13 protein-coding genes are annotated in these 15709 nt (G+C 40.5%); 5 read left to right on the forward strand and 8 right to left on the reverse strand.

The features are described from left to right. Positions 1-800: 800 nt before the first annotated feature. From VB711_RS01020 to VB711_RS01030, 3 genes are all read right to left on the reverse strand, one after another. The gene (locus tag VB711_RS01020) at positions 801-1028 is read right to left on the reverse strand and encodes a hypothetical protein (RefSeq protein ID WP_323283814.1); all 228 of its coding nucleotides are present in this window, start codon (positions 1026-1028) and stop codon (positions 801-803) included. 118 nt (positions 1029-1146) lie between these two features. Continuing rightward, the gene (locus VB711_RS01025) at positions 1147-2994 is read right to left on the reverse strand and encodes a S8 family peptidase (RefSeq protein ID WP_323283815.1); all 1848 of its coding nucleotides are present in this window, start codon (positions 2992-2994) and stop codon (positions 1147-1149) included. A gap of 156 nt (positions 2995-3150) precedes the next feature. Beyond that, positions 3151-3591 (reverse strand): BLUF domain-containing protein, encoded by a 441-nt coding sequence (locus tag VB711_RS01030; protein WP_323283816.1) that lies wholly within the window; start codon positions 3589-3591, stop codon positions 3151-3153. A 228-nt stretch (positions 3592-3819) separates the two neighbouring features. On the opposite strand from VB711_RS01030, the gene VB711_RS01035 reads away from it, so the two are divergent. From VB711_RS01035 to VB711_RS01050, 4 genes are all read left to right on the forward strand, one after another. Further along, the gene (locus VB711_RS01035) at positions 3820-4251 is read left to right on the forward strand and encodes a hypothetical protein (RefSeq protein WP_323283817.1); all 432 of its coding nucleotides are present in this window, start codon (positions 3820-3822) and stop codon (positions 4249-4251) included. Positions 4252-4427: 176 nt separating this feature from the next. After that, the gene (gene thiD, locus VB711_RS01040; RefSeq protein WP_323283818.1) at positions 4428-5276 is read left to right on the forward strand and encodes a bifunctional hydroxymethylpyrimidine kinase/phosphomethylpyrimidine kinase; all 849 of its coding nucleotides are present in this window, start codon (positions 4428-4430) and stop codon (positions 5274-5276) included. 123 nt (positions 5277-5399) lie between these two features. Next, on the forward strand, positions 5400-6029 hold the full coding sequence (locus tag VB711_RS01045; RefSeq protein ID WP_323283819.1) for a hypothetical protein: 630 nt from the start codon (positions 5400-5402) through the stop codon (positions 6027-6029). Positions 6030-6144: 115 nt separating this feature from the next. Further along, positions 6145-6264 carry a DUF5615 family PIN-like protein gene (locus VB711_RS01050; RefSeq protein WP_323283820.1) on the forward strand — a complete coding sequence of 40 codons (120 nt, stop codon included), beginning with the start codon at positions 6145-6147 and terminating at the stop codon, positions 6262-6264. 386 nt (positions 6265-6650) lie between these two features. On the opposite strand, the gene VB711_RS01055 is transcribed toward VB711_RS01050, so the two are convergent. From VB711_RS01055 to VB711_RS01075, 5 genes are all read right to left on the reverse strand, one after another. Then, complete coding sequence (locus VB711_RS01055; RefSeq protein ID WP_323283821.1) at positions 6651-8219, reverse strand: HlyD family efflux transporter periplasmic adaptor subunit; 1569 nt, start codon at positions 8217-8219, stop codon at positions 6651-6653. 418 nt (positions 8220-8637) lie between these two features. Next, entirely contained in the window at positions 8638-11637 is a 3000-nt protein-coding gene (locus VB711_RS01060) for a peptidase domain-containing ABC transporter (RefSeq protein WP_323283822.1), read from the reverse strand. Between the two features lie 53 nt (positions 11638-11690). After that, positions 11691-12422 carry a peptidylprolyl isomerase gene (locus VB711_RS01065; protein WP_323283823.1) on the reverse strand — a complete coding sequence of 244 codons (732 nt, stop codon included), beginning with the start codon at positions 12420-12422 and terminating at the stop codon, positions 11691-11693. Between the two features lie 702 nt (positions 12423-13124). After that, positions 13125-13793 (reverse strand): peptide-methionine (S)-S-oxide reductase MsrA, encoded by a 669-nt coding sequence (gene msrA / locus VB711_RS01070; protein ID WP_323283824.1) that lies wholly within the window; start codon positions 13791-13793, stop codon positions 13125-13127. Between the two features lie 55 nt (positions 13794-13848). Continuing rightward, positions 13849-15006, reverse strand: coding sequence for a glycoside hydrolase family 10 protein (locus VB711_RS01075; protein ID WP_416233544.1), 1158 nt, complete (start codon positions 15004-15006; stop codon positions 13849-13851). Positions 15007-15203: 197 nt separating this feature from the next. On the opposite strand from VB711_RS01075, the gene VB711_RS01080 reads away from it, so the two are divergent. Beyond that, positions 15204-15692: a hypothetical protein gene (locus tag VB711_RS01080; protein ID WP_323283826.1), complete on the forward strand. Its 489-nt coding sequence runs from the start codon at positions 15204-15206 to the stop codon at positions 15690-15692. Positions 15693-15709: the final 17 nt, after the last annotated feature.

Genomic DNA, 15709 nt, shown 5'->3' on the forward strand with positions numbered 1-15709 from the left:
GCGCGAAAAAGTAATTACAGCGATACACCCAAAATCTTCCTGAAAGTAGAGTTTAAGACCTGAACAGTTAAATAGTAGATACACCCTGATAACTAAACTCCTCTAGCTGGCTAACACTGGCTGGGGGTTTTTTCTTGGGAACAAGAACAGCTACAAAATCGACATTTTTCAATTTATCCTGAGAGTAGCGGTTAGGGGAAGAAACGTTAAGTGGTAGATACACCCTGATAACTAAACTCCCCTAGTTGACTAACATTGACTGGGGGTTTTTTCTTAAACTAGGACTTACATACTATACAAAATGCAGATGATATGTATAACTGAAATTCCCTAGTTTTAAGCTTTTGGAATCCCATAGTAGTGCGGTGCGTCAGATAGAGAAAGTCTGTTAGATGCTCAATTATCGGGTCTGACGCACCCTACAACAGATATAATTGATAATCCTTATGTAATAGATTCTGTCAATGGGTAACTCCTATAAACAAGAATAGCAAAATTCCTGATGTGAATTTGTCCGGGGATGGGTATGCACCTAAGAATAATTAAGTGGTAGATGCACCCTGATAACTAAACTCCCCTAGCTGACTAACATTCACTGGGGGTTTTCTCTCCAAAGCAGGGAAACTGTGTTTACCTTGTTGCGCGATCGCTCTCCTAGTTTACCCTTGTTTTCAGCAAAATACAATTACTGAATCGCTTTCATTTTATTTTGCCCTTTCAGCCTGACTTTAGAATGATTGCAGCGATATATAATAACACTTTTAAGTATTTTTTTATAATTATAGCAACCGCCAAAATAGTTAGGGCATCAATTCAAAGGATTGTACATCTAAAACAGGACCAATCATCGCTACTGTTGCTACATCTTCTTTAACTTGTCCTGTAACTTTGGCTTTTTGTCCTGATTTCAACAGGTTTTTATCAGCATTTTTGAGAATTTCGTAGGTAACGCCCTCGTCTGTGACAAAAGCCCAAGCGCCGAGTCCAATATTGCGGCGTTCAATAGTTCCTGTAAGTGTAATACTCATAAATGGGTAATGGGTAATGGGTAATGGGTAATGGGTAATGGGTAATGGGTAATGGGTAATGGGTAATGGGTAAGATTTTTATCCAATCACCAATCACCAATCACCAATCACCAATCACCTAAATAGTTTGATTTTCGTTTTTCAATGCTAAACGTGCCAGTCCATAACAAAGTATGGCATTGACAATGAGGAAAAGACGAGCTATGTTACCATCTCCTAAACCCCAAAGGTTAGGATCATAAATAGCGCTGACGGTTAAACAGGCTGCTACGCCTAGACTTGAACCAACAGCGAACCATTTCCAGTTGGGATGACCTAGCAGTAATGCTATCAAAATAATCGGAATTAAGACACTGGCAAAAAGAGGATTTAAAGCGTCTGTTCCCTGTAGGGCGTTTCCTAGTTCGGGAATAGAACTACCTAAAACCCGGAAAGGCCATTGAGGAAGATCAAAGATGTAAATTCCTTTGAGGAAAAATAACCCTGAACTACCAAAAAGTAAGCCGTTGGATAATGACCAACTCCAGGTGAAGGGGAAATAAACTCGTAAAAACCAAGCTAAAAGATAAGAACCTACTACCATTAAAAGTTTAGGTATTAGGGCTACTGCACCACCATCTATCCAAAAGCGGGGGTTAAGATAGCCATTATCTCGCAACCACCGGAAGAAGTCAGGAAAACTGATTTGTCCTTCGCTGGCGAGTTTAACTGCTGCTTCGGCGTTGAGTTGTCCAGCACCATAATAGTTTAAACCATCATTTTCGATCGCTCTGGCTGACTGTTTGAGAACTTTTAAAATTTCATCTGGTTCTGTGACTCCGGTAGCTTTAATTAAGGCGGCTACACCTGCCACGTGGGGGGAGGCCATGCTTGTTCCTTGGAGTCCTAAAAATACTCCTTCGCCATTTTCGTCAATGGTTTCTTGGAGAATTGAACCGGCTTGGGTTCCACCGGGGGCGGAAATATCTACTCCTGCACCAAAGTTAGAATAGGGTGCTTTTTCTCCGTCGGGTCCGAAGGCGGAAACGCCGATAACGCGGGGATAACGGGCGGGGTAGCTAGAACCATCGGTGTTTTCATTCCCGGCGGCGGCAATGATGGTTACGCCTTTGTTGTGGGCGTATTCTATGGCTTCTTTCATCAGTTGACTTTCACCACCACCACCTAAGCTCATGTTAATTATATCCGCGCCTTGATTGGCTGCAAATTTGATGGCTTCGGCTATGTCGGCGACTGTTCCAGAACCAAATTCATTTAATACTTTTAAGGGCATGAGATTGGCTTCGTAGGCAATGCCGGCGACACCATATTTGTTATTTGTGGCTTGGGCGACTGTACCAGCAACGTGTGTACCGTGTCCGTTGTCGTCTTTGGCTTCTTGTTGGTCGTTAACAAAGTCGTAGCCTTTGACGAATTTTGTTTCGTATAAGTCTCGGACTTTGGTAATACCTGTGTCAATTACGGCTACTGTGATGCCACTACCTTTGGTGCGATTCCACGCGCCTTCGATGCCAATTTTGTGGAAGTTCCACTGTTTGCTGTAATATTGGTCGTTGGGTCCTGTTAATGAAGGGGGAATGTCTTCATTGTCTTGGGGTTTGAGAAATTCTCCTAGCCGAGTTGGTTCACCTTGGGGGATGATTTTGTAGATATAATTTGGCTCGATAAATTCTGTGGCTTTAGCAAAGGGAGATTTTTGCAGTTGTTTGAGCCGATCGCGATCGCCTTTGATAATATAAACGTTATCTATGGCTGAATATTGATTATCCAGTTGGGGTGTGACGTTATATTGTTTAGCGATCGCTTGTAAGTCTTGCTGTATGATCGTTGTCGGTATATCTTCCCGAAAATCCAGCAAAATTGTCTCAAATTCACCTTTCGTTGCTAATCCTTGGAAATTCAGAAAGCCAAACACCGCAGCTATTAGCCCGATGATAAACAAGCATGATAGTATAAGTCTTTTCATCACCGTTTCTGATCAATTTTGTCACTACCATAACTCATAATAAGAGGGAACAGGGAACAGGGAACAAGAGGCAGGGGGCAGGGGGCAGGGGGCAGGGGGCAGGGAAGAAGAATATTCTCTCTTCTTGGTCTTGATTGGTGTATATTAAGCTGTATATTAAAATGATGAGGCTTTTTCATATAATTTAACCAGTGCTTGCATAAAGTTAAGACACTGCTGTGAAGTCATGGTGTGTGGTTGTAAAGTAATAGATGCAGAATATTTTAAAATCAAATTTCTCACTTCCTCAGAGTTTAAATCACTAAGGGTTACTGCTTTCATAGACCAAATCCCAAAAAGACGACTTTCGATGGGGACACATTCAATCAATTCTGGGGTATGGTGGCGTTGGTCAAGGGCAATGCGATGGTAAGTTTGACTAATTATTGTGCGATCGCCTTCCAATATCTGTAAAAATATAGAATCACCATAACATAGTAGTCCTGTAATTCCATCACTTTGGTTGTTTTTTTCAGATTTCTCCATGATATCTTTGAGATCGTGATACCCCAGATCAGGTATTCCATAACTGCTGTAAATTAGGCGGTATAAACTCATAAGATATCCTGCTTGTATGGTATAATCATGTTGCTGTTGGGTTTGAATTACACAACTCTCAAACCTAATACTACTGATAAAGTTTTGAGTTTTGAGTTGCTAGTAATTACTACATTTGCTAATATATAATACCTTGTTTTTCCCCACATTATGAGATTGCTTCCTTATGTCGCAATGACGCAACAGAATCATTAAAAACTCCAAATTCCCACATAAACGAGGTATATTATGGAACGTGGTCTTTTGTGGCTGCCCCTGTTAGTCGCATTTTTTTGGTTAGCTTGGCAAGGGTCAAAGGAGTATCAAAAAGTTGAAGCTTATCGCATTTGGGCAGAACAGTTTGAACGAGCCAAGTATGATATTTATGCTGTATTAGCTCAAAAGGGTAATGATATTACTTGGGGAAAACCCACAACAACAGGAATAACCGAATTAGAAACATTTTCTTTATTGGATGTTGAAGAAATACGCTTTTTAATAAATGGTAACTTAGTAGATATAGAAAACCCACCTTTAAAAGGTCAGAAAATAGAATTAGAGTTTTTATTAAATAATTCTAAATCAATTCATGTTCCATTTACAGAAATTCCTCTAGCAGCACAATGGGGTGAATTTTTGCAGAAAACATTAAAAAATTTGCAATTAGGAAATAGTGATTAAATATTTTTAGAGTCTTGGTGTTTCATTTGAATAAATTCAGATATTTACTGTTTACTCCCTTCCCAGCGTAAGATTAGATATCTTCTTCCTTCTTGCTTTGCGGTTCATTTAATCCATATTCTTTTAGTGCGAAGAGAGTATGTTATGAATAATTGGTCTAGCCAATAGGTTAACTTATGAAAACGAAGTCACAATTAATATCCGTAGCTTTAACGATCGCTGGTTCAGATAGCGGTGGGGGTGCAGGGATTCAAACTGATTTACGCACTTTTGCGTTTCACTGTGTCCACGGTACGAGCGCTATCACCTGCATTACAGCCCAAAATACTATGGGAGTGAAGCGGGTTGATGCCATGACTGCGGAGGCTGTTGTAGCGCAAATTCAGGCGGTTGTAGAGGATATTGGTGTCCAAGCTGCTAAAACGGGGATGTTACTCAACCAAGAAATTATTTCTGCCGTGGCACAGCAAATAACAATTTTAGGAATTAATAATTTAGTAGTTGACCCGGTAATGGTATCACGAACAGGGGTGCAATTGATCGATGATGATGCTGTGCAAACTCTCCGTTATGCTTTGATTCCCCAGGCTGCGATTATTACACCCAATCGCTACGAAGCTCAAATTTTAAGCGGATTAGAGATTAATTCTCTTGAAGATATGCAAGCAGCAGCAGAAATTATGCAAGTAAAATTAGGAGTAAAAGCCGTTTTAGTGAAAGGTGGGGGAATGTCTGGGAGTTTGCGGGGGGTGGATGTTTGGTTTGATGGGGAAAAACTGGAAACCTTGACAACAAAACTGATAGATACTAAAAATACTCATGGTACTGGTTGTACTTTATCAGCAGCGATCGCTGCTAACTTGTCTTTAGGCAAAAACTTGTGGACAGCAGTGCAAGAAGCCAAAGAGTATGTTACAACTGCACTCACATACTCTTTAAATATTGGCAAAGGACAAGGGCCCGTTGGACACTTTTTCCCGTTATTGCAAAATAATGACCACAAAACCCAATCTGTATTAAAATAGCCACTATTCTTTTAGCTCCTAATAATTGATAATTTATCAATTCAACATATTTTCTAGAAATTTGTTGATTTTTGTTCATAACGCTTGTTAATTGAGATACTTTATTGTCATACCAAGTAACTGATGCGAACAACTATAGAGTCTACTAACACTAAATCCTCTACACCTAATTATTCTGCTTCTGTTCCTCTTCATGTTTACCGAGAATTGGTAACAGAATTACAAGCAATACAAGCAAAATTAGATGTAGTTACTGCTCATAATCAGAAATTAGTCCAAGAAAATCAAGTTCTTTACCAAGAAATTACCAAAGTTACTCAGTCTTTTGCTCATTTACAAAAGTTGGTAGATTCCTCTGTAATACCCAGACCTCAACCCACAAATCATCAGAGTGAGGTAAAAAATACCCCAAACCCTCAACCCACAAATCATCAAAGTGGTGAGATACCAATAAAAAAATTACGTCCACCTCAGCCAAGTTATCGTCCTCAACCACCGACAATTGGGGGGATTTCTCCTAGCAAAAACCGCCGCAAAGAGGTTTCTGCACCTGTAATAGACGTGAAATCACCCAATTCAAAACCAGTATTCAAAGAACAACAAGTGCGTTATTATGCACCCACTGAGTCTGATTTAAAGGGAATGAATGGTTGGTGGTTAGTAATCACTATTTTGTTAATTATGGTGACTGGTTTTAGTGCAGGATATTTAATTGTACGTCCAATATTCCAGCAACAGAGTCAGAACCAATAGTATAGCAAGAATCAGGAGAAATATGCAGAACCAGCGTCAGCAGTTCAAGGATTCCAATTTCTGCGGCAACTTTATTACGTGATGCTGGGATCGATACTATCCTAGTGAACTAGGGATGTCTGAAGCTGAAGATGCAGACATTATCCAGAGAGCTAGAGACGAAGGACGGATTATTGCTACCCTTGATGCAGATTTTCATACATTGCTGGCGCTCGATGTAGCAGCCACTCCTTGAGTCATTCGTATTCGGATTGAAAGGTTACGTTCTCAGGCACTCACAGATATTTTGTTGACGGTAGTTGCTGAATGTGAGGAGGATTTGGAACAAGGATCAGCCATTACGGTTGAGCCAAGCCGTATTCGTATTCGTCGTTTACCATTAGTGTCTGATGTCTAACGGGAACCAATAACCTGCAAACCATAACTGGTGGCCACGATACGTCCTCGAAGTTCATCCATCAAAAGTAAATCAGGTTTGAGTTCGAGAGCTAGAGCGATCGCTTCAGCTAAGTCAATGTTTTCTTGACTATACGCCTCGGCAGTCTAAGTATAATGTTGAAAATTTTATCTTGGCACAAAGTAATGAAAAAGGGTAGGGCGTATCGCAATACGCCCCTAAAATTAACGCACCTCTTTTAAACTTTCTACTTGCTTGGTAAATAAATCTGTAAACAAACTGATGACTGTTCGTTCTTCGCGGACTTTAATATTGGCGCTAATAGACATCCCAGACTGTAAGGAGATATTCTTACCTGGACCTTCTAAGTATTGTTTATCTAAGCTAATTGAGGCTGGAAAGCGATAAAATTGATAAGTTTGGTCTGGGGGTAAGGCATCTGAACCAATATCAAGGACTTTTCCTTTAATATCACCAAATTGGCTGAAAGGAAATGAATCAATTCGCACATCTACATTCATGTCTTTACGCACGAAACCAATATCTCTATTGGTGATGAAAACTTCAGCTATATAATTATCGTTGGGGACGATTTGTAGTAGCTTTTGGGTCGCATTGGCAACAAAACCGGGGTTTTTGGCTTGCATATCAAAAATTGTTCCGGCTACGGGAGCGCGGAGTTCTTGATATTTAACATTTAGTTGGGTTTGGGAAATTTTGCTGTTAATATCTGCTAAGTTTTGTTCGTTTGATAGAATAACTCGCATGAATTGGCTATCAATTTCGGCAATGCGTTTTTTATTTTCAGCGATTCTATCTAATACGTTTTTACCAGAAACAGCTACCGTATTGGTGACTTCTTGCTGTCCTCTTTGGATATCAAATTGGAGGCGTTTTTCTTCTTCAATTAATTGAGCAATTTCGGCTTTTAGGGTTTGTACTTGTTGTTTTTGATTGAGATATTGCAGTTGAGAAATTCCACCTTCTTCGGCTAGAACTTTGAGTTTGTCTAAAACACTTGTTTGAATTACTAAACTATCTCTTGTGTCTTGAAGCCTGACTTTAGTTTGAGATAGTTGTTTTCTGATTTTTTCAACTTCTAATTTTGCCGCGCTAGAACGGGAATCTAATTCTTCTTTGGCAACTGCTAAAAGTTGTTGTTCATCATTGCCTAATTCTGTGGCTGAGGCTGAGTTGTTTAATTGCGATCGCAGTAGTTCGTTTTCTGATACTAAGGATGACCGATTTTTGAGCAAAAAGGCTGTATCTGCGGGTAATCCACCCCGTAAAAATTCTAATTCTGTTCCTACTCCTGTGCTGGCACTCATTAAGCGGCGATAAATATCGTTTTCTTTAGTTAAGGCTGTACGAATCTTTTTTAAACTGTTTAATTCGGCAATGGTAGCAATGGACTCGAAGGTTAAAAGTAAATCACCTGCTTTAACTGTTTGCCCATCTTTGACAAAAACTTCTTTAACAACTCCACTTATGGGAGCTTGTACTTCTTTGACTGTTCCTTCTGGTTTTAATTGACCTGTTGCTGGCACGACTTGTTCAATTTTGGCCAAACAAGCCCAACCAATTCCAAAACAGGCTAATGCCATCAAGGTGATCATGATGGTACGTGACCAAACTGGGGATTGACGGAGGACTACACTTTGTTCAAAGCTATCGTTATTAAAGCTAATTGCTGTTTCTTTTGTGGCTTTGGTTGTGGTTGCAAGTCCCCCTGTGTTTGGTTGCTTGCCGTTACCGTTACTGCCGTTAAGTTGTTTACCGTTAAGTTGAGTCATAGTGATTTTAGATTTTGTATTGAGCTTTGATGGTGGGTCAGATGTTAAATAGGGTTTGAGGAAAAAGTCTTTTCGTTAGGGCTAGGAGTCAGAAGTCAGGAGTCAGAATTAGAAGAAGAGAAGAACAGTATTCAATCTGGTCAAGTGATAGGTAAATGAACAGTTTCAACGCTTATTCCTTGCACTTGATTCACCTTTTTCACCTTCAAACCCTTGATATATCTCAGTTTTATCTTTATATGCCTAACGGCACGCTACGCTATCAGCAAACCCTAAATAGGACTTGGAATAAACGAACCGCAGAGGCACAGAGTTCACAGAGAAATGAGAGTTTGAGTTATGGTGCGTCAGATGTGAAAAATCCGTTTACTATTGTGGAATGATCGAGTCTGACGCACCCTACGAATATGTCAGCTAATTACAAGTTCACTTCTTGTTGTTGATATAGATAGGAATAATGACCTTTGGCAGCCATTAATTCCTGATGGCTACCTTGTTCTATGACTCTACCACCATCCATCACAACGATTGTGTCGGCATTGCTGACGGTGTTGAGACGGTGAGTAATAAAGAAAACGGTACTGCCTTTAAAGGCGCTGGCTAAATTTAGACAGATTTGCCGTTCGGTGGGATAATCTAGGGCGCTGGTGGCTTCGTCTAAGACTAATAATTTTGGTCTTTGTAATACGGAACGAGCGATCGCTATTCTCTGTCTTTGTCCACCAGACAGGGCTGAACCTCTCTCCCCAACCCGCGTATTGTAACCATTGGGCAAGCTCATGATAAATTCATGGGCAGCGGCAATTTGAGCCGCTTCGATGATTTCTTCTGTGGTGGCATCGGGATTGGTCAGGGCGATATTTTCTTGAACTGTACCATCAAATAACAGGGTATCTTGGGGAACTATCCCCAGTTGACGGCGCAGGGAATACAGTTCTACTTTGGCGATGTCGTAACCATCAATTAAGATTCTCCCTGACTCTGTTTCGTATAGTCTGAGGAGTAATTTCATCATTGTGCTTTTACCTGAACCGCTTTGGCCGACAATGCCGACGAATCTACCTGATGGAAAATCGAGGCTGACGTTATTTAGTTGTAGGGGTCCACTGGGGGCAAATCGGAAGGAAACATTTTCATATTTAACTGCCCCCACGATGGCTGGTAAGGGGATGTTGTTCCGGTCTATTTCTGCTTCCTGTGGTGTATCGACAATATCGGCTAATCGTTCTAAAGATAATCCGGTTTCTTGGAAGTTTTGCCAGATTTGCGCCAAGCGGAGAATTGGACTGGTGACGTAACTGGAGATAATTCTAAAGGCGATTAATTCCCCTAATGTTAATTCTCCTTGCAATACTAAAGCCGCTCCTACCCACAATACTAATAAGCTGCTGAGTTTGTTGAAGAAGTTACTGGTTGAACCAGCGAGGGTGGAGGTGACAACGGTTTTAAAGCCGGCGGCCACAAATCGAGCATATCGTTCTTGCCAAGCAAAGCGCGATCGCAATTCGATATTTTGGGCTTTAACTGTTTGAATACCCGACATCACCTCAACTAAATAAGATTGGGTGGCGGCGTTACGTTCTGCTTTGCTGCGTAATTGGCGGCTGACGGTGGGGGCGGCAATCAATGTAATGATCACGAAGATGGGAACTGTTCCTAATCCCACTATGGTCAGTTTCCAACTATAAAAGATCATCACAACGATATACACTACGGAAAATATCGCATCTAATCCCACGGTTAAAGCTGTACCTGTGAGGAACTGACGTATATTTTCTAATTCGTTGACGCGAGTGGAAAGTTCACCGACCGGTCGCTTTTCAAAATAGCGTAGTGGTAATCGCAGTAAGTGGTCAATAATTTGTGACCCTAAACTCATATCTATCCGGTTGGTGGTATCCACAAATAGGTAAGTCCGCAAGGTGGTTAATATTGCTTCAAATATCCCCACGGCTAACAGTAACACGCCTAAAATATTTAGGGTACTAATACTGTTTTGAACAATAACTTTATCAATGATTAACTGAATAACTAGGGGATTGGCTAGAGCCGCTAGTTGGACAAAAAAGGAAGCTATAAATACTTCTATTAAAACTCGGCGATACTTTGATAAGTAAGGGATAAACCAACGTAAACCAAAGCGTTCTTGAGGTGTTTCTCTGGTGGAACTGAGCAACAATACCCTAACTTGAGGGGGCATATTGCTTTGATCTGTATCTAATTCCGCTAATAATTGACTGGGTGTGCGGTGGATGATGCCTTTGGTTGGAACACCTAAAACTATTCTACTGACGTTTACTTCATAAACTACTGCATAGCTATCACCATAATTAATTAGTGCTGGTGTAGGAATGCGTGTGATTGCAGTTTCAGGAATATCTAATAATTGGGATTTGAGTCCAATTAGTTCACCAACATAAGCACACAGTTGAAAAGATATATTTCCCTGCCTTTTAATTTGGTCGTTTAACACCCTTCTGACGACCTCTTTACGGAAGGGCATTTCCAGATGTTTGGAGATCATTTGAAAGCAGGCCAGGGTGGAATATAGTTCTCCTTGGGCGCGAAAGAAGGGATATTTTTGATATTTTTGTTGCTTTTTCGAGGTCTGAGGATCGTTGGCGTTAGCTTCTTCTGGTTGGGCGTAGGGAATATCTAAATCTACTGTGATTTGTGAGGAATTTTCTAGAACTTCTTCTACTGTGGGACGAATATCTAAAAGTGATAAATCTGTGGGATTGATGCCGATCAATCTTGCGGGGGTATTTCCTGTGACTTCGATGATATTTTGGCTAGAGTCTAGAGGAGAACCGGGGGGAAACTGAGCTATTGTTCCCCCTCCACTGACAAACCAAATACTATCAGTTTCTAGTTGGTTTTGGGGGGTTCTGCCTGGTGCTAAATAACGAATTTTTGCCCCTAGTAGGGCTTGGTGGGTGAGTTCTTTGAGGTTTAAACTAGCATTAGCTTGTTTGGCTATCTGGAGGCTGAGAATATCAAACACTTCCATTAAATTACTGGAACTTTGTCTAACACTTGCAAAGGCTGGATTGCGAGAGAACAGTTGTAAATATTCTTCTGTACTTAATGTTAAACAAATGACTTCTGTGGAGGCGATCGCTGTTTCGCAAGAAAACTGTCTTAATAAACTAATTTCCCCAATCACTGCCCCTGGTTTCAGTAGTTTTAAGGTGATTGGTAATTGGGTTTGGGGATCGTATCCCAACAGCCGCACCTGTCCTTCATAAATAATTGCCACTCGATCAGGTAGTCTTTCTTTACTAATAATCTTCTGACCGATGCGATAGCGCAGGGGTTGTTGCTGGGATGCTAGTTTATCAATTTCTGCTGAATTTAATTGGTCGAAACCTTCTATGGTCGTCAGAAATTCTGCAAATGCACTCTTAATATAAGTCATATTTATTCAGATTTGTTAGTGTCCTAGAATTTTAAAAGGTGGGAATTTTAACTTCACTCTGTTGCCCCACTAATGGCGGGATTTGACTGGCGTATTTGCCAGTTTTGTGCTGCTATTTCTGTTTGCATCCAAGTATTAAACCGTTCATTCACCAATCGCTGACGCAGGGGGCGATCCATTTGTGCGGGAATGATTTTTTCCAGACGGACAATTACTAACCAATTACCAATTTGGGTTGGTGGTGAAAGTTGTTGGGGTTGGCTGACAGATAATAGTTTGGCTAAGGCTGGATGTAGGGATTGCAGTTCTACGGGTCCGACTAAACCATCTGTCTGACTTTCTGGACCCTGTGCATATTGGCGTGCTAGTTGAGCAAAGGATTCTTCGCCCTCTTGGATACGAAAGTAGAGTTCTTGGGCAATGCCAATATCTGAAACGCTAATTAGGGAGTAGACAACCCGATCTAACTGGGATTTGCGTTGGTAAAAGTAAGCATCTAAATCTCCCCCCCAGGTAGTCTCTTTGAACTTTTCTAACTTGAGTAGGCGTATTGCCATGATGTTTAGTTCTTCGGAACTTAGTCCTTGCTCTTTAGCTGACTGATATTGTTGGGCTAGTTGTTCACAGGCCTGTTGTTCTTCTTCTGGTGTGGTTTCGATGGGGGCGATCGCTTGATCAATGACAATTTCTTTGATTAAGAGTGGCATTAACCGATGTTCTGCTAGTAGTTGCAGGACTTCGCCGGACGAAAGTGTGCGATCGCCCAATTGCAGAACTGGATTCATATTATTTGTGATCAGAGTTGACACCGTTGTTAATTCTCGTTACAAAAGATAGTAGAAATAGATTGTATTCAGGTTATATCCGGGTTAAGGTTAGATTTTATCTAGGGTTTGTTTTTGAGGTTGGGTGAATCTATAGTTGCTAACTAAGTTTACACCAATGCTTTATGTTGCCCCTAGAGGATGTTTGAAAAGTTTCGGGCGATTATAAATCGCTACTACACAAGCAAAGTCCACCTCCGTGGACTAACACAAAATTAAGGTTTAAAAACCCACGCAGGTGGGTTTCGACTGTGTAGCCGCGACTTCTAGTCGCTAGGGCTGTATAAATTAGACTTTTCAAACACCCTCTTAAAAGCACTCCACAAAATTACCATATATGGTGGACTAGAGGCAATAGGATGTAATATATTTTGCTATCAGGGTTTTATGAATATCCACTGAAACCAGAGATAATTGTTATTTCTAAAAACAGGATTTCAACAAAAATCTAATTCCCCTCCTCACTCGCAGGTTAGGGATGAAGTGTTATCTGTTAGTTCACTGATTTTGAGATAGGAAGGAGAATTAAAGCCCTAATGCAAAAGGAAAAAGGAAATCAGTTCTACGGGAAATAAATTAATATTCTTAATTATGTAGAGACGTTCCATGGAACGTCTCTACATTTTTTTGCTGGAGATATCTAATGGAGAAACCCTGTTTTTATTAACCGCTAACTTGCGATTCTAGAACACCCACAGGACAAGCAACATTAGTACCACCTAAACCACAATACCCCCCAGGGTTTTTGGCTAAATATTGTTGGTGATAACCTTCAGCATAGTAAAATTCAGGTGCATCTAAGATCTCTGTGGTAATCTTGCTATATCCTGCTTTATCTAAGGCTTGCTGATAAGTCTCTTTTGTGGATTCTGCTAACTGTCTTTGATTATCTGAATAAACGTAGATTCCCGAACGGTATTGAGTACCAGAATCATTCCCTTGACGCATTCCTTGGGTGGGGTTATGGCTTTCCCAAAACACTTTTAACAGTTGGGAATAACTAACTACCAGGGGATCAAAGACAACTAACACTACTTCATTATGACCAGTTAACCCGGTGCATACCTCTTGATAGGTGGGGTTGGGTGTGTAACCAGCAGCATAACCAACTGCGGTGGTGTAAACTCCTTCTATTTGCCAAAATTTACGTTCAGCGCCCCAAAAACAACCTAAACCAAACATAGCAGTTTCTAAACCTGGGGGAAAAGGTGGTTTGAGGGGGTTGCTATTAACATAATGTTGACCGGGTACTGGCATGATTTCCGTTCTTCCTGGTAAAGCTTGATCAGGGGTGGGTATAGCCAGCTTTTTACCAAATCCAAATATTCCCATTGATTTTATTTTGTAATGAATTTTTACCTTTCTTCATATATTTTGCCATATTTTCTCAAGGTTTCCATCCGGTAAGTATGTTGGGATAACCCGCCGGTGTTGGGAAAATTTGCTCAAAACCTGCTTGACGATCTAAAGGTGTTTCTTTACTCATGTTCCAGAGGGTTTCGTAGAAGAAGAAGGAAACTCCCGCAAAATTGCGATCGCGCACTTTTTGTACTTGTGTCTGAATTTGCTGCATCGGTACAGAGCGATTTTTTAACCCCGTTAAAATACCAATACTCACAGGAATATGACTTTTAGCGGCTTTCACTTCTGGATACTCTAATTCTTTAACAAACACATTCAAATCATCACGATATATCTGCACAACCAAATCTTCAATTAATCCCATTCGTTCCCATCTTTGCCAATCTGCTAAAAAGTATTCATAAGAGAATCGCTGGGGATTGGGTGCGACGGAAACTATACAGTTCTTTTTAGTGGCTTTGATAGCTGTAAATACTCGCTTCATGAAACCCGTGATTTTGTTCGCTCTCCAACGTACCCATTCTGGATCTTTGGGGTTTTTGGATGGTGCTTTGCCTCTATGTTCTTTTTTGTAGAGGGACACAGTGTAAGGATCATACCCTAACTCTGAGGGTAAACCAAAATGGTCATCAAATTGAATCCCATCAATATCATAGTTCTTGACGATTTCTACAATTAAGTCTTGGATAAATCTTTGCACATCAGGACGAAAAGGACTTAACCAAACTCGGTTATGTGTCCCTTCTTTAACTATTCGCGTTCCGTCGCTGCGATTGGTGAGCCAATAGGGGCGATTTTTGGCTAAAAGAGAATCAGCAGGAGCCATAAAGCCAAATTCAAACCAAGGAATGACTTTTAACCCCTGTTTATGTCCCTCAATCACCGTTTCTTTCAACATATCTCGTCCTTTCAAGCCGGGGGTGGGATCGATCGCTCTCCCAATTACCTTGGACGCAACTTTGCTGGGATACAGTGTGTAACCCCAATTCCAGACTGTGGGATAGACGGTGTTAAAGTTGAGTTTTTGTAAAGTTTGTAGGGATCGTTTCAGGCGATCGCTCTCAAATAAAACATCACTATCAATATTTGTCAACCATGCTCCCCTTAACTCAGAAGTCATGTTTGTTTGAGCATTTAAGGGTAAAGAGATCATCACCACAATTAAGGCCATCAGGATACCCATCACCACCAGTACCCCCGACTTTTTGCTTTGACGCATATTCTATTCCACGATTTTGTTAATATTGACTATGGATATTGTAAGATTTATTTTTTTTATATCTACTCACGTGCAGGAACTTTTTACTTTAGGCACTATAATACTAGACAAGACTACCCTAATTTTCCTTCATTATTCTTCAAAAAGGTACAGGATTTTGAATGACATCCTTAATTAATTTTCAAGAAAGCAATCTAAATAATACAATACCCGCTCAAAGGCTAGAAAGGGGTATTCGGGTTTCTGCTGGCGAATTTTCATTAGTATTAGCTTGTTGCAATTCCCTTCAAAGACAACAGCAAATACTGAATTTATTAAAAGAATCCCTATCCACAGACATTCAAGAAATTACCCTTTCACCAGAGACTCAAACCCTTTATACCACCATTGAGAATGTACTTGGTGATTCTCAACCAGAGACTTTGATGATTCGCGGTTTAGAATCTGTAGAAGAGATCAATCAATTGATCATCAGCACCAATGTGATGCGAGACGAGTTTCGCAAGAATTTTCACTTCCCCATAGTATTATGGATCAACGATGAAATTTTAAGTAAGTTAGTCTGGCTTGCACCTGATTTAAAGAACTGGGCAGCTAGTACAATTAGATTTGAAGTCCCTCTGATAGAACAAAGGCCACTTAGTGCCTAGTTAAATCAAGGGTTATA

The organism is Cronbergia sp. UHCC 0137 (assembly GCF_034932285.1).
GTDB lineage: Bacteria > Cyanobacteriota > Cyanobacteriia > Cyanobacteriales > Nostocaceae > Cronbergia.

What these genes read in the sequence shown, in the direction of transcription:
- VB711_RS01075 (WP_416233544.1), bottom strand. Translation starts at nt 15,006, where the DNA reads ATGGGTATCCTGATGGCCTTAATTGTGGTGATGATCTCTTTACCCTTA.
- thiD (WP_323283818.1), top strand. Translation starts at nt 4,428, where the DNA reads ATGAAAACGAAGTCACAATTAATATCCGTAGCTTTAACGATCGCTGGT.
- VB711_RS01050 (WP_323283820.1), top strand. Translation starts at nt 6,145, where the DNA reads ATGTCTGAAGCTGAAGATGCAGACATTATCCAGAGAGCTAGAGACGAA.
- VB711_RS01035 (WP_323283817.1), top strand. Translation starts at nt 3,820, where the DNA reads ATGGAACGTGGTCTTTTGTGGCTGCCCCTGTTAGTCGCATTTTTTTGG.
- VB711_RS01055 (WP_323283821.1), bottom strand. Translation starts at nt 8,219, where the DNA reads ATGACTCAACTTAACGGTAAACAACTTAACGGCAGTAACGGTAACGGC.
- msrA (WP_323283824.1), bottom strand. Translation starts at nt 13,793, where the DNA reads ATGGGAATATTTGGATTTGGTAAAAAGCTGGCTATACCCACCCCTGAT.
- VB711_RS01045 (WP_323283819.1), top strand. Translation starts at nt 5,400, where the DNA reads ATGCGAACAACTATAGAGTCTACTAACACTAAATCCTCTACACCTAAT.
- VB711_RS01020 (WP_323283814.1), bottom strand. Translation starts at nt 1,028, where the DNA reads ATGAGTATTACACTTACAGGAACTATTGAACGCCGCAATATTGGACTC.
- VB711_RS01060 (WP_323283822.1), bottom strand. Translation starts at nt 11,637, where the DNA reads ATGACTTATATTAAGAGTGCATTTGCAGAATTTCTGACGACCATAGAA.
- VB711_RS01080 (WP_323283826.1), top strand. Translation starts at nt 15,204, where the DNA reads ATGACATCCTTAATTAATTTTCAAGAAAGCAATCTAAATAATACAATA.
- VB711_RS01030 (WP_323283816.1), bottom strand. Translation starts at nt 3,591, where the DNA reads ATGAGTTTATACCGCCTAATTTACAGCAGTTATGGAATACCTGATCTG.
- VB711_RS01065 (WP_323283823.1), bottom strand. Translation starts at nt 12,422, where the DNA reads ATGAATCCAGTTCTGCAATTGGGCGATCGCACACTTTCGTCCGGCGAA.
- VB711_RS01025 (WP_323283815.1), bottom strand. Translation starts at nt 2,994, where the DNA reads ATGAAAAGACTTATACTATCATGCTTGTTTATCATCGGGCTAATAGCT.